Origin of the sequence: Nitratiruptor sp. YY08-10 (genome assembly GCF_016629565.1) — a bacterium.
GTDB lineage: Bacteria > Campylobacterota > Campylobacteria > Campylobacterales > Nitratiruptoraceae > Nitratiruptor.
The window spans coordinates 633,419-648,543 of record NZ_AP023057.1 but is presented as its reverse complement, the minus strand read 5'-3'; the positions used below and the strand labels follow the sequence as shown (position 1 = coordinate 648,543).

At 43.2% G+C, this 15,125-nt stretch carries 10 protein-coding genes, 2 tRNA genes and 3 rRNA genes; 1 reads left to right on the top strand and 14 read right to left on the bottom strand.

Annotation, left to right across the window (positions count from 1 at the left end):
• The first annotated feature begins 80 nt into the window (after positions 1 to 80).
• Entirely contained in the window at positions 81 to 440 is a 360-nt protein-coding gene (locus JG735_RS03590; protein WP_201335462.1) for a histidine triad nucleotide-binding protein, read from the top strand.
• Positions 441 to 447: 7 nt separating this feature from the next.
• Here JG735_RS03590 and argH read toward each other — a convergent pair whose 3' ends face one another.
• The 14 genes from argH to mqnE form a co-directional block, all read right to left on the bottom strand.
• A complete protein-coding gene (gene argH, locus JG735_RS03585) occupies positions 448 to 1,836 on the bottom strand; it encodes an argininosuccinate lyase (RefSeq protein ID WP_201335461.1) in 1,389 nt (462 codons plus the stop codon).
• Between the two features lie 35 nt (positions 1,837 to 1,871).
• Complete coding sequence (locus tag JG735_RS03580; protein ID WP_201335460.1) at positions 1,872 to 2,195, bottom strand: hypothetical protein; 324 nt, start codon at positions 2,193 to 2,195, stop codon at positions 1,872 to 1,874.
• A 143-nt stretch (positions 2,196 to 2,338) separates the two neighbouring features.
• Positions 2,339 to 2,454, bottom strand: a 5S ribosomal RNA gene (gene rrf, locus JG735_RS03575).
• 128 nt (positions 2,455 to 2,582) lie between these two features.
• Positions 2,583 to 5,490: ribosomal RNA gene (locus JG735_RS03570) — 23S ribosomal RNA — on the bottom strand.
• 174 nt (positions 5,491 to 5,664) lie between these two features.
• Positions 5,665 to 5,740: transfer RNA gene (locus JG735_RS03565), tRNA-Ala, on the bottom strand.
• 11 nt (positions 5,741 to 5,751) lie between these two features.
• Positions 5,752 to 5,828, bottom strand: a tRNA-Ile gene (locus JG735_RS03560).
• Between the two features lie 173 nt (positions 5,829 to 6,001).
• A 16S ribosomal RNA gene (locus tag JG735_RS03555) occupies positions 6,002 to 7,544 on the bottom strand.
• The 16S, 23S and 5S rRNA genes sit together here with 2 tRNA genes alongside, the layout of an rRNA operon.
• Positions 7,545 to 7,843: 299 nt before the next feature.
• Entirely contained in the window at positions 7,844 to 8,524 is a 681-nt protein-coding gene (locus tag JG735_RS03550; protein ID WP_201335459.1) for a hypothetical protein, read from the bottom strand.
• A gap of 38 nt (positions 8,525 to 8,562) precedes the next feature.
• Positions 8,563 to 10,407, bottom strand: coding sequence for a citrate/2-methylcitrate synthase (locus tag JG735_RS03545; RefSeq protein ID WP_201335458.1), 1,845 nt, complete (start codon positions 10,405 to 10,407; stop codon positions 8,563 to 8,565).
• A gap of 11 nt (positions 10,408 to 10,418) precedes the next feature.
• On the bottom strand, positions 10,419 to 11,750 hold the full coding sequence (locus JG735_RS03540; protein ID WP_201335457.1) for an ATP citrate lyase citrate-binding domain-containing protein: 1,332 nt from the start codon (positions 11,748 to 11,750) through the stop codon (positions 10,419 to 10,421).
• Positions 11,751 to 11,857: 107 nt separating this feature from the next.
• Complete coding sequence (locus tag JG735_RS03535; RefSeq protein ID WP_201335456.1) at positions 11,858 to 13,033, bottom strand: hypothetical protein; 1,176 nt, start codon at positions 13,031 to 13,033, stop codon at positions 11,858 to 11,860.
• Entirely contained in the window at positions 13,034 to 13,603 is a 570-nt protein-coding gene (locus JG735_RS03530; RefSeq protein ID WP_201335455.1) for an aminodeoxychorismate/anthranilate synthase component II, read from the bottom strand.
• The gene (locus tag JG735_RS03525) at positions 13,584 to 14,036 is read right to left on the bottom strand and encodes a phosphoribosyltransferase (protein WP_201335454.1); all 453 of its coding nucleotides are present in this window, start codon (positions 14,034 to 14,036) and stop codon (positions 13,584 to 13,586) included. The genes JG735_RS03530 and JG735_RS03525 overlap by 20 nt, the downstream gene beginning before the upstream one ends.
• On the bottom strand, positions 14,036 to 15,097 hold the full coding sequence (gene mqnE / locus JG735_RS03520; protein WP_201335453.1) for an aminofutalosine synthase MqnE: 1,062 nt from the start codon (positions 15,095 to 15,097) through the stop codon (positions 14,036 to 14,038). The genes JG735_RS03525 and mqnE overlap by 1 nt, the downstream gene beginning before the upstream one ends.
• Positions 15,098 to 15,125 lie beyond the last annotated feature (28 nt).

Here is a 15,125-nt window from a genome sequence, read left to right as displayed (position 1 = left end):
CCTTCAATCATCACCTCGTTCCGATTTTTTCGAGTATAATAATATAATAATATTTATAAAAAGATAAGGGAGGCATCTATATGTGTATATTTTGCAAAATCGTAGCTGGAGAGATTCCATCAAACAAAGTCTTGGAAAATGAGGAGTTTCTTGCCTTTCATGATATCAATCCTAAAGCACCTATTCATATTCTCATCATTCCAAAACATCATGTGGAAAATTTTCAGTCAGCAACACCTGAGCTTATGGCAAAAATGACTCCTTTTATTCAAGAAGTCGCGAAAGTACTAGAACTTGATAAAACTGGATACAGACTCATAACCAATAACGGAAAAGATGGTGGCCAGGAGGTTATGCATCTGCATTTTCACATGTTAGGCGGAGCTCCTTTAAAATGGCCATATCAAGCGATTGAAGATGTTGCAAAGAAAAATTTGTAATTGGAGGCTATCCCTCCAATTGCTTTAAAAATTTTTCAAAATAATCTATCTGTTTTTCAACTTGCTCTGTTGCAGTTCCTCCATAAGAGTTTCTCGCATTCATTGAGTGCTTGAGATCAAGATATTGCAAAACGTCAGATTGAATCCTCGGATCGATACTTTGAAGTTCCTCTAAACTCAGTTCACTCAGGTCTTTTTGCTTTTGTTCAGCCAATGCAACGGCTTTGCCAGTAATAAAATGCGCTTCTCTAAATGGTATGCCAATCTTTTCCACCAGATAATCTGCCAAATCCGTAGCTGTTAAATGCCCTATTTTTGTGGCAGCTTCCATTTTTTCTTTGTTGATACTCATCGTTTTAAGTGTTTCGTTGAGAATTTTGAGTGAAATTTTCGCATTTTTAACGCTATCAAACACTCCCTCTTTATCCTCTTGCATATCCTTGTTATAAGCTAACGGCAACCCTTTCATAACGGTTAACAAGGCCATGAGATTCCCGTAAGCCCTTCCTGTTTTACCTCGCAAAAGTTCTGGGACATCTGGGTTTTTCTTTTGTGGCATAATGGAGCTTCCAGTAGAATATTCATCACTTAAAGTCACAAAACCAAATTCGTAACTGCTCCAAAGAATCAACTCTTCAGCAAAGCGAGAGATATGCATAAACATCGTTGCTATATTAAAAAGTATTTCTAAAGCAAAATCTCGATCACTTACAGTATCGAGGCAATTGATTGTTGGTGCATTAAATCCTAATTCCTGAGCTGTCATCTCTCTGTCGATTGGATGGGGAGTCCCAGCAAGTGCTGCACATCCTAAAGGAGAGTAGTTGTTTCTTTCAAAACTACTTTGAAATCTTTCTATATCTCTTTTAAACATACTTGCATACGCTAAAAGATGGTAAGCAAAACTTATTGGCTGCGCATGTTGCAAGTGCGTCATACCAGGGATAAGTGTTTGTGTATGATGCTTAGCAATTGTTACTAGAGTTTGTATGAGACTTTTTAATAGTTCTATAAGATCCTTATTTGATTGCTGGACATATAGACGAAAATCTAAAGCCACTTGATCATTTCGACTTCGCGCAGTATGGAGTTTCTTACCTGCATCACCAACCAGATTTGTTAATGCTTTCTCTATAGCCATATGAATATCTTCATCTTCGATATTCCATTCAAACTGACCATTTTCAATCATATCTTTTATTTTTCCAAGACCTTGTATAATGGCATTTACTTCATTTTCACTTAAAATACCTTGCTTCGCAAGCATCTTTGCATGAGTAATGGATCCTTGTATATCTTGAAGGTACAATTCTTTATCGAAGGGAAGTGAAGCATTAAACTCATCTAAAAGTGAACTTGATTGTGCATTGAAACGTCCTGACCACATTTTACTCATATACTGTTCCTTCTTTTTTAAACGCAATTATACTATTAATCACTGCATGCAGGAACGTTTCCACTATCAGATGCATATTTTTTGAAAAATTGGAGCAGATGTTTCGCTTTTTTCTTAAAGCGTTTGCTATGAAAATATTTTGATGCGGTTGCATTATTATCATGTTTTACGATAAGCACAGCTCCTTTATTTTGAAAAAGCTTCACCCATTCATCTGTTGTATGTGTTTCAGCGAGTTTTCCACCATTTCCATGACATTTTTTACACTTTTTCATATATTCCTTTTGACCTTTGTATACAGATGCATATGAAAAAGAGAGACAAAGCGATACTGCAATCAAAAGAGTGATTCTTCTCATAGTAGATTCCTTGCAATTGAATATATGATTATAATAATGCAGCTTCACTTAATTTCGTATTAATATTTATAATATTTCGCCGATAGTACATGTTGAAATTGGAAGTATTACATCAGAAGAAAAAAGGAGAATAAAAAATCTCTGCCTGGCGCCGACCTACTTTTCCACACCCGAGGGGTGCAGTATCATCAGCGATGCGGAGCTTAGCTTCCAGGTTCGGAATGGATCTGGGCGTTTCCTCCGCTCCATAGGCACCAGGACAAGAGAAGAGAGGCTTTTGGGGTTAAAAGACTCTATTCTCTTGTCTCTTGACAAGTTTTGTTTGAAAGATCACTCATTGTTCGCAGCAAAAGAGTGGTAGCTCAGTAAGGCGGCGGTGCATATAAAACGTGTAAGCCAAACGGACTATTAGTACTGGTCAGCTAAACGCATTGCTGCGCTTACACACCCAGCCTATCAAGGTGGTAGTCTTCCACCGTCCTTCAGGGAAGGCTCATCTTGGAGTCGGCTTCCCGCTTAGATGCCTTCAGCGGTTATCCGTTCCGTGCATAGCTACCCAGCGGTGCCCTTGGCAGGACAACTGGTACACCAGTGGCACGTCCAACCCGGTCCTCTCGTACTAGGGTCAGCTCTCCTCAGCCTTCCTACGCCCACGGAAGATAGGGACCGAACTGTCTCACGACGTTCTGAACCCAGCTCGCGTACCGCTTTAAATGGCGAACAGCCATACCCTTGGGACCTGCTCCAGCCCCAGGATGCGATGAGCCGACATCGAGGTGCCAAACCTCCCCGTCGATGTGAGCTCTTGGGGGAGATCAGCCTGTTATCCCCGGGGTACCTTTTATCCTTTGAGCGATGGCCCTTCCACTCAGAACCACCGGATCACTAAGACCGACTTTCGTCTCTGCTCGAGTTGTCTCTCTCGCAGTCAGGCTGGCTTATGCCTTTATACTCTCCAAGCGATTTCCAACCGCTTTGAGCCAACCTTTGTAAGCCTCCGTTACTCTTTAGGAGGCGACCGCCCCAGTCAAACTACCCGCCAGGCATTGTCCTCCGTGTGGATAACACACGCGAGTTAGCCACCAGAATGAGGAAGGGTGGTATCTCAAGGACGGCTCCACCCGAGCTGGCGCCCGGGCTTCTCAGCCTCCCACCTATCCTGCACATCCCCATCCCGATGGCAGTACCAAGCTGTAGTAAAGGTCCACGGGGTCTTTCCGTCTTTCCGCGGGTAGGAGGAATTTTCACCTCCACTACAATTTCACCGGATCCCTGGTCGAGACAGCCCCCATCTCGTTACGCCATTCATGCAGGTCGGTATTTAACCGACAAGGAATTTCGCTACCTTAGGACCGTTATAGTTACGGCCGCCGTTTACCGGGGCTTCGGTTCATGGCTTCGCCCTAAAGGGCTAACCAATCCCCTTAACCTTCCGGCACCGGGCAGGCGTCACACCATATACATCCTCTTACGAGTTAGCATAGTGCTGTGTTTTTGATAAACAGTCGGATGGAGCGCTTCGCTGCGACCCGCCTCGGCTCCAGCCGCAAGGGCCTTCACCTACTACGGGCACACCTTATACCGAAGATACGGTGCCAGTTTGCAGAGTTCCTTGACCAGGGTTCTTCCGCGCGCCTTAGAATACTCATCCCGCCCACCTGTGTCGGTTTACGGTACGGGCTACTTACTACTCAAACAGCTTAGAAGCTTTTCTCGGCTCGACGGCATCACCGGTTCCCCCGCCGCCCCGAAGGGCTTTGGGGGCCTGTCAGGTCTCGGCCTATCGCTGGGCGGATTTGCCTACCCAGCAGCCTACACCCTTCGAGCCACTATTCCATCAGTGACCCCGGCTAGCCCTAAGCGTCCCTCCTTCGCCTTGTAGTAAGTAGGTATCGGAATATTAACCGATTTCCCATCGCCTACCCCTCTCGGACTCGGCTTAGGACCCGACTAACCCTACGTTGACGAGCATCGCGTAGGAAACCTTGGGCTTTCGGCGAAGTGGATTCTCACCACTTTTATCGCTACTCATGCCTGCATGCTCACTTCCAGCCGCTCCACTGCTCCTCACCGGTACAGCTTCACCGCTGACTGGAACGCTCTGCTACCGCGCATACACCAGTATGCACCTGCGACTTCGGTGTGTGACTTAGCCCCGTTATATTTTCCGCGCAGGGCCGCTAGACCAGTGAGCTGTTACGCTTTCTTTAAAGGATGGCTGCTTCTAAGCCAACCTCCTGGTTGTCTAAGCAGCCCCACATCGTTTTCCACTTAGTCACAACTTTGGGACCTTAGTCGGCAGTCTGGGTTGTTCCCCTCTCGACATAGGATTTTATCACCCTACGCCTGACTCCCAGGATTCCACACTAGGTATTCGGAGTTTGACAGGGTTTGGTACCCCTGTGTGGGGCCCTAGCCCTATCAGTGCTCTACCCCCTAGTGCTACGTCCTGAGGCTATACCTAAATATATTTCGCAGAGAACCAGCTATCACCGAGTTTGTTTGGCCTTTCACCCCTATCCACAGCTCATCCAAGGAGTTTTCAACCTCCACTGGTTCGGCCCTCCATGGGGTCTTACCCCCACTTCAGCCTGGCCATGGATAGATCACCCGGCTTCGGGTCTGCAGCCAGTGACTATTTCGCCCTGTTCAGACTCGCTTTCGCTACGGCTTCGCGTTCGCTTAACCTCGCCACTGACCACAACTCGCAGGCTCATTATGCAAAAGGCAGTCCGTCACCCTGTTCCGAAGAACATAGGGCTCCGAATGATTGTAGGCATACGGTTTCAGGTTCTATTTCACTCCCCTCACTGGGGTTCTTTTCACCTTTCCCTCACGGTACTTGTGCACTATCGGTGTGATGGTAGTATTTAGCCTTGGAGGGTGGTCCCCCCGTCTTCAGTCAGGATAACACGTGTCCCGACCTACTCGCAAGGTCTCTGCCTAGTCCCACCTACACTATTTCGCTTACGGGACTGTCACCCTCTATGGTGTGCCTTTCCAGACACTTCAGCTATAATGTAGGCTACACAGAGACGGGCTACTCCCCGTTCGCTCGCCGCTACTAGGAGAATCTCGGTTGATTTCTTTTCCTCTGGGTACTGAGATGTTTCACTTCCCCAGGTTCGCCCCTGACAAAGTCAGGTGACTGGTGTCTCCACCAGCCGGGTTGCCCCATTCGGAAATCCCCGGATCAACGCTTCTTGGCAGCTCCCCGAGGCTTTTCGCAGCCTAGCACGTCCTTCATCGCCTCCATCACCCTAGGCATCCACCGTACGCCCTTTGTAGCTTACACCTACTTCTAAAGCGCACCGCCGCCTTACTCAACTACCTTTGTCAAGTAAAACAGCTTGCCTATTGTATTTACCTCTTTTACTACGAACAATGAGTTGTCAAATATCTCTTAGACCATAAAGTCTAAAATAAACCCTAAATACCTTTAGAGCTTATTTTAAACTTCATCCAAACCTGGTGGAGTCTACCGGGATCGAACCGGTGACCTCCTGCGTGCAAGGCAGGCGCTCTCCCAGCTGAGCTAAGACCCCATCCACTAAACTGGTGGGCCTGAGAGGACTTGAACCTCTGACCTCACCCTTATCAGGGGTGCGCTCTAACCACCTGAGCTACAGGCCCATTATTAAAGCTCGCCCCTGATAAGGGCTCCTTAGCTCTTCTTCTCCACCTTCTCTTTCAAAGAACACCCGATCTCTCACAACTAGACAGAAATGAAGAGTCCCCTCAAGCCAATGAGTGTGAGTCTCATCGGCTTCCATCCAAAGAATTGAATCTTTGGATCATCACTCTAGAAAGGAGGTGATCCAACCGCAGGTTCTCCTACGGTTACCTTGTTACGACTTCACCCCAGTCGCTGAGCCCACCGTCGACGAGGGTCCTCCCTTACGGGTCGGTCCCCCGGCTTCGGGTGAGCTCAACTCCCATGGTGTGACGGGCGGTGAGTACAAGACCCGGGAACGTATTCACCGCGGCATGGCTGATCCGCGATTACTAGCGATTCCGACTTCATGCAGTCGAGTTGCAGACTGCAATCCGAACTGGGACGCGCTTTAGAGATTTGCTCCACCTCGCGGTATCGCCTCTCTCTGTACGCGCCATTGTAGCACGTGTGTCGCCCTGGGCATAAGGGCCATGATGACTTGACGTCATCCTCACCTTCCTCCCGGTTACCCGGGCAGTCTCCTTAGAGTGCCCACCCTAAGTGCTGGCAACTAAGGACGAGGGTTGCGCTCGTTGCGGGACTTAACCCAACATCTCACGACACGAGCTGACGACAGCCGTGCAGCACCTGTCACCGAGCTCCTCCAAAAGGAGGCACCCCTCCATCTCTGGAGGGTTCTCGGGATGTCAAGCCCAGGTAAGGTTCTTCGCGTATCTTCGAATTAAACCACATGCTCCACCGCTTGTGCGGGTCCCCGTCTATTCCTTTGAGTTTTAGCCTTGCGGCCGTACTCCCCAGGCGGGATGCTTAATGCGTTAGCTGCATCACTGCAGTGACTAGCACCACAACGACTAGCATCCATCGTTTAGGGCGTGGACTACCAGGGTATCTAATCCTGTTTGCTCCCCACGCTTTCGCGCCTCAGCGTCAGTACCGTTCCAGCAGATCGCCTTCGCAATGGGTATTCCTGGTGATCTCTACGGATTTTACCCCTACACCACCAATTCCATCTGCCTCTCCCGGACTCTAGCCTAGCAGTTTTGGACGCAGTTCCACGGTTGAGCCGTGGGCTTTCACATCCAACTTACTAAGCCGCCTACGCGCCCTTTACGCCCAGTGATTCCGAGTAACGCTTGCACCCTCCGTATTACCGCGGCTGCTGGCACGGAGTTAGCCGGTGCTTATTCGCAGGGTACCGTCATTATCTTCCCCTGCAAAAGGAGTTTACACCCCGAAGGGCGTCATCCTCCACGCGGCGTTGCTGCGTCAGGGTTGCCCCCATTGCGCAATATTCCCCACTGCTGCCTCCCGTAGGAGTCTGGACCGTGTCTCAGTTCCAGTGTGGCTGATCATCCTCTCAGACCAGCTACCCGTCATAGCCTTGGTAGGCCGTTACCCCACCAACTAGCTGATAGGCCGCAGCCCCATCCCATAGCGCTACATAACGCTTTCCACAACCTGACTTGTGCCAGGAAGGAGTATAGGGTATTAGCAGCCCTTTCGGGCTGTTATCCCCCGCTATGGGGCAGGTTAGCTACGTGTTACTCACCCGTGCGCCGCTTAGCTGACACTCAATTCACCCCGAAGGGATCATTGAGCCGTTCTCGCTCGACTTGCATGTGTTAGGCACGCCGCCAGCGTTCACTCTGAGCCAGGATCAAACTCTCCATAAAAATACTTTTATGAAGTTTTAAAATCCTACTTTAAAACTCAAAGGACTCTTCATTCTGTCTAGTTGTCAAAGATCAAATTCCCTAAAGAACTCTCTCGCCCATCTTCCACTCAAGATGAGCCATTTGAATTCTTTCTCTTTAGCTCCCCGCGTTTCGAGGACTGAAATTATGCCAAAATCTTTCAGGCTTGTCAAGAGCCTCTCCAAACCCCCTCAGCCTCTCGTGAACTACTCGTCCACTCTCCCCTGTTTGAGGCCGAAATTATATGAAGTTTCTCTCCTGTTGTCAAGGGTAAAGAACTATTGAACAACTGTTTTTATGTAAGAAAAGCCTGTCTCAGGCTCTATTGCGATAATGAAATATCTGGGACAGGCATCTTTGTCATCGAAACAGACTTTAATTTTACATTCAGAATGGATAAGTCTGTTTTTTTGATATGCTTGAGTCATTGTTGCAGGAGAGCCTTTGTAAGGCCTTCCCAATGCATCGAAGGAAATTCTTTTGCCTGAACATCCACCAAACAATTTTACATCAACTACACCATACTCCTCTCCAATAGCTGCTTTTTTATAGGTTTTAGGATCATCATAATATATAGTGAATCCTCCACTAATAAGCTTATGTGTTATTGGATCTTTTACCACCTCTCCTGTTGTAGCATTCGGATTGCCATCATAGCCACTCCCAACATCATGATCACTAAATATCGCATATGCAAATTGTGATGTTTGATGATCACGACTGGCATACTTTTTCTTAAAGAATCGTATCTGCCAACGCTCTTTATACCACTCTGGATTATATGGATCAAATTTTTGGTCTGCCATAGCAAGATGCTGGGTATATCGAATATGTTCGATAAGTTGATTGGCAAGTGAAACAACTGGATTGGTCTGTAATCTTGGAATAATGAATGAGGATAATATACCTATTATGACGATGACAAGAATAAGTTCATAAAGAGTGAAGGATTTTCGCATTTTCTGTTCTTTATATGCGGCACTAGCCGCATATAAAGTTATTTAATCTCTTCGGCTTTTTGTACGTCGTAGAGAATATCATCAAATGGATGGCGGTACATTGGCATACCAAGTCGTTTTTCATCCAAAATATGTCCGATAAATCCTATGGTTCGACCAAGGATAAAGAAAGAGTTGAGTGTACCGCTGCTGATAAACTCATCGATCTCTTCTTCAGTGTACCCCAATGCTCTCCACATATCTACCATCAAGATACCAATTGTACCATCCACATTCAAAATAAGATTATCTTTTTTAGAAGTAGTAAGTTTTTCAACTTCCAATGCGTAATCGAGCAGTGATGTTTTTGGAAAATGCTCTGCTGCAAACTTTTTAAGACCCTCTACCCGCTTATCTGGGTTTCGTACAGATTTGATTCTGTGACCAATTCCTGGAATCGGGATACCTTGTTTTTTCATATAGTTGATAAACTCTGCTGGACTCATGTTGTTGTCGTGTGCATATTTGAAGTAGTATGCTGCCCCATCAATTGCCCCACCAAATCTTGGACCAATCGTAAGAAGTCCTGTTACAAGGCTTTCAACAACAGATTTTCCAGCCCGAGCCGTTACTTTCGCATTGTGTGCACCACTTACTGCCGGACCATGGTCTGCAACTGTTTTGATCACAGTTTCAATAAAATCAACTGCCCATCGTGGATATACCTTTTTAAACCAAAGGAGGCTTACAACATCACCGATTGTTTTTCCAGTATCTGGTGTTGCTACGCTGCTGATTGGATAACCTGCGTATGTAGCCTCTTCGCCTCTGTCATCACTAATTGTACAGATAAAGTTTTTCGGTTTTCTGATTTTTCCAGCTTTAAGCGCTTTTGCATAATCTTCTGGAATTTGTGGAACTTCTGGCTCTTCGATATCTTTGATGATTCCTTTGCCTTTTAGCTCTTCATAAACCCCTTTGATTACATGAGGGAGATCGTTAAAGCTATCAGGTACATGAATACCCGCTTCTCTCATCGCCTGATTTTTTGCTACTGCTGTCTCTTCATCTGCATTTGCGCTAGCTCCTGCATGTCCAAACTGCACACCACTGCTAAAATGTTGTGCAATCGTTCCGATACACCATCCAATAACTGGCTTAGTGATCTTTCCGCTTTTTACTGCTTCGATTACTTTATACTCTTCTCGTCCACCAACTTCACCAAGCAAAAGCATATATTTTACATTCGGATCTTTTTCCATTCGAAGGAGGTGATCGATAAATACAGATCCAACAAATCTGTCTCCACCAATCGCAACACCATCTGCAACACCATCTGCATTAAGAGCGATTATGTTACAAAGTTCGTTAAACAGACCTCCACTTCTCGTTACCAAACCACAGCTTCCTGGCCGATGAAGTTTGCTTTTTACGATATTTTCAATAGTACCACCAATATTTGCAACTTTGAATGCACCTGGTGTGATCGCACCAACAGTTGCAGGACCAATGATAAGCACACCTTTGTCTCGTGCCGTTTTGTTCATAATCCTGGCAAGTCGTTCAGGAATCCCTTCAGCTGTAATCATAATCGTTTTAAATTGATCAAATCTCAAAGCATCCATCGTTACATCGTATGCCGTTCGAAAAGAAGCAAAGTTCAAAAGTACATCAGCATTCGGATGTGCTGCAGCTGCCTCTTCAGTGCTTCTGTAAATTGGAATCATTACCTCATCAGTACCAAAGAAAAATTTATCAAATTTATTGGAGCTTGTCGGTGCAACAATTGCTGCAACAGATGGTTTTTCTCGTTTAATCACATAATCGTAATCAAGCATTCGCTGGATTGCGCTTCTGTTGTTATTCCAAAAAATTGCTTGTGTATCTCTTGTAAAAAGTCCCATTCATTCTCTCCTTATGCTTTTGCTTTATCTTCTTCGATTGCCATTCGAACGATATCAGTTATGTGCGTTTCTGGTCCAAAAACTTTAATCGGAAGTCCCAGTCTCTCAGCTGCTTCTTTAATGTCTTTGAGTCCTTTTTCATAATTTGGACCACCGCGTCGAACGTAAATTCTTACACCAACATCTTTCATTTTGTCCGCATATTTTTCGAATGCTTGGATGATTCCTGTAAACGTTTTTGCAACGTCAGTAAAGTTAGCAATCGCACCACCAATGATTAAGATTTTATCTCTTCCTTGCGGATCTTTTTCTCTTGTCATAAGATCTAAAACAGTTTCAGTGTAAAACCGTGTTTCATCTGTTGTTGGTCCCCCAGAGTATTCACCATGGTTCGCAAGCTCGGCAACCCCACCAGCCAAATCTGCAATGGTATCTGCATACACAACAGAAGCACCACCACCTGCTACGAGTGTCCAAATTCTTCCTTTAGGATTGAGAACTGTCAGTTTCAAAGAAGCACCACTTTTTGCGTCAGCTTCTGCTATTGCTTTTTCTTCTGGACTCTTTTCTGGCATTCCAAAAGGTGTTGGGAACTCAATATCACCCCATACATCTTTCATCAAAAATCCGGCAGTATCGTCAAGTCGCGCAACGAGATCGAGCAGATATACATTGTCTCCAACGATAACAACAGGGTTGATTTCAAGATATGCAAAGTTGAGATCTCTGAAAAATTTATAAAAATTTACTGCAAAATTTGCATAAACCTCTTTTTTATCCTCAGGAATATCAGCTGGAATATGTTCTTTAATAAGTTTTTCTATCTCTTCATCACTCGCATCGATAGGAATTTTAACCTCAGTCACTTTATCCCAGTTCTCTTCAACTTCCATACCACCATGAGCACTCATATACAGTACATCATAATTTTCATCAAGTGTTGTTGCTGCAATATAATACTCTTCATCTTCTGTATGCGGTGTGAAAGGCTCAACAATAAAATGTGTTAAAACCCCTTTTTGCCCACTGAGAAGCGTGGTTTCTTGGTTTCTTTTTTCATCGATCCATTTTGCGGCATCTTCAAGAGTAACATCACCGGGTTTGTTTACTTTAAAAAGAACTAAATTGTTTTTTCCTCGTTTACCAAAAAGCATATCTGGTTTCGCTACAAGAGGCTTTTCCTTGAGCCATTCATATCCTGGTTCTTCGGCTTTTTTCTTTAGTTCTTCTCCGCTTGTAACAAGAACACTTTCAAAAGGATATTTCAGACCTTTGAAATATTTGTCCCAGTTTTGGGCAAAAAGTTTTTTGCCGTCATATTCACGTATCGCTCTTTGGGCCATTCCTACTCCTTAGAAAATATGATATTTGATATTGTAACATTAAACAAAGTTTTGAAAAACATAAAAGAAGCAAAACATAATTCAATTAGAGATATTGTTAAATTTCGTTACATTTCTATTTGCTCAACAGTTTTTTTGTAACTATTTGTAACGAATTCGACTTCCTTTTTTCCAAAAGGAAAATCCAATTCTATAGATATTCCTGATTTGAATGGACTGAGCGAATATTGCCTACAATGTTGTATTCCATAAAAACGTAGCTGTAATTGTAAATCCTCGTCTTTCGCATCAATACACGAGATATTGTTTTGATAGAGTGCGTTCGCCAAAGATTTTGCAAAATAGTACTTATATGCAAAATGGTGCTTTGGTTCTTCAAATATAAAAAGTGTTTGATTGAAAATGAGAAAAAAATCATTGAGTATCAAAGAAAATATAACAATAAAAAAGGCAATTTTTAACCGCTTCCTATATTTTTCAAGACGAACCCTGTAACTTGCATAAAATGTCCTTACCATCAACACAGCACCTACAACCATAAAAGGAGCAAAATTGATCAAATCGATTTTTTGTCTGAATGAAAGAACAAGTGCAAAAAGAAAACTAACTCCGCTCAAAAACCAAAGGAGATTTTTCTTCTCTTTGACAAGAATTCGATAAACAGTATAAAAATAGTATAAAAAAACCAAAGGAGAAAAAATAGCCGCCAATACTGCAATCGTATCCAAAAAATAGTTTTTAGGTTTTCCACCCACATCGAAACCATATATCCATAATGACATAACGAAAAGGAGAAAATAATAGAGCGCAATTTTCTCTTTTTTATACCAATAAAACGTTGAAACAGCTAAAAATAGAATCGCAAAAGATTGATCAAACAAGAGTAAAACAAGAGAAAAATATGGCAACCATTTTACATATTTATGGTACATATAGATAAAAATTAATGTCAAAAAAATGATAATAGGTGCTTTGTTGATTAAAACCGAAGTCGCTATGACCCCTGGCAGCATAGAATAAATAAAAAGTGCTAAAAACCTATCCTCTTTTCTTTTAAGATAATAAGGTGCTATCTTTGCATACAGAGCCAAATTCAGCAATGATATACAAACAATAGGCAATCGCACGATAAATTCATTGGGATTTTTCGAAACAAAAGGAGCAACGATGTAATGCAGCCAATGGTGGGCGGTATAGATATACTCGGCTTCTTTCGGACCTATTCCAAGTGTTGATGCACCAATAATCAAAAACAGGGCATAAAAAAGAAAATAAAGAGTCATCTAAAGTTTCAAAAAATTATCCAGTATTTCATATCCATGTTCGCTCATAATTGATTCTGGGTGAAACTGAACACCATAAATCGGTTTACCTTCCACTTCCAGTGCCATTATCTCTTTATCATCGTCACTGTATGCAGTAGGTTTAATAATTTTAGGAAGACTTTTTTGGTTCACAACAAGAGAATGGTACCGTGTTGCTCGAAACTTTTCGGGAAGATTTTTAAAAATTGGTGTTGGGTTTGTCACATCGATTTGAGAAGTTTTCCCGTGCATCATATTTTTTGCTTGGACAATCTCGCCTCCAAACGCTTGAGCAATCGTTTGGTGTCCAAGACAAATGCCAAAAATCGGTTTTCTGTCTTGAAACCGTTTAACCACTTCCAAACTTACACCCGCTTCATTGGGTGTAGCAGGACCTGGTGAAATGATAATCTTTTCAGGATTGAGTTTTTCTATCTCTTCAATAGTTAATTCATCATTACGAATAACCTTGAGATTGGCCCCAAGTTCCAAGCAGTATTGCACAACATTGTAGGTAAAGCTGTCATAGTTATCTATCATTAAAATCATGCATATCCCTCGTCCAAAAAAAGTCTATCCACTCTTTTGCTTCATGTATTGAAAAGTCTGGCTGCACAGATGCATCTTTTTTAAAAAAAAGCGATGCAACTTTGAAATTTTTCTTTGGATAGCACTCTTTTATCGTTTTTAAAAGATGTGCTATCGTATCTCCTGAATCAATTATATCATCTACTATCAAAATATTTTTTCTTTTCCCTAAATCCGGCAAAGTTCCAAGTTGAATGCAAGAGAGTTTCTTATAGCCTTCATACCCTTGAGAGGTCACTGTAAAAACATCTCGTATTTCCAAACACTCCGCCAAAAGATGAGCTAGGGTGAGTCCGCCTCTTGCAACTGCCAAAATCGCATCAAAGGGTTCATCAATCATTTGACAAAGCATCTTTGCATCTTTGATCAATTCATCACACGAGTAGTATCGCATTACCAGACTTTCAGTTCGTTATAGAGACTGTCTCGCTCAACCGGAATAAAACCACTATCTTTAATCAGATGGACAAACTCTTCTAAAGGAATTCCATTTTTACTCGGTGCGCCTGCTGCACTTTGAATCGCCTCTTTTTCAATCGTTCCATCCAGATCGTCTGCGCCAAATTCTTGTGCAACCAGAGCAAGATTGAGTGTTGATGTAGCCCAATAAGCTTTGATATGGGGAATGTTATCCAGTATCAATCGTGCAATGGCTATCGTTTTGAGATACTCCTGACCAGTTACAAAATTTTCGACTTTCAAGTAGTTGTTCTCTTTTTGATACACAAGGGGAATAAAACAGTTAAATCCCCCTGTTTCATCCTGAAGATTTCGCAGCCTGAGCATATGATCTATTCTATGGGCTCTGTTTTCTATATGGCCAAAAAGCATCGTGGCGTTACTTTTTCTTCCTTTTTGATGCCAAAGCTTATGGATCTGCAGCCACTCATCACTGCTCACTTTTCCTTTGCAAATATAATCTCGCACCTCTTCATCAAAAATCTCGGCTCCCCCGCCTGGCATACTATCCACACCATTTTCTATCATGAGCTCTATCATTTCGTCATAGCTCATCCCATGCTCTTTGGCCAAAAAGTTTACCTCAGCCGCCGTTAAAGCTTTGATATGAATTTGAGGAAACTGCTCTTTTATCTTTTTAAAAATGCCAAGATACCAATCTAATCCTACTTGATCATTATGCGCTGAGACGATATGGACCTCTTTGATTCCTCGTTGGGTTGCCTCTTCAACAATTGCAAGTATCTCATCATGGCTCAGTGTATAAGGATTTGGATTTTTCCTGTTTGCGCTGAATGCACAAAATTTGCAGATATCTTTACAGATATTTGTGGGATTGATGTGGCGATTGATATTAAAAAAACTCTTTTTCCCATATAAACTTTTTCTCTTTCGATCAGCATATTTTGCCAATGTAAAAAGATCCAGATCGTATAATTTTACGCCATCTTCAAAACCCAATCTCGCACCGGTTTCAAGTTTTTCGATCAACTCCATAACAGTCCTCAAATAATTTTGAAGAATT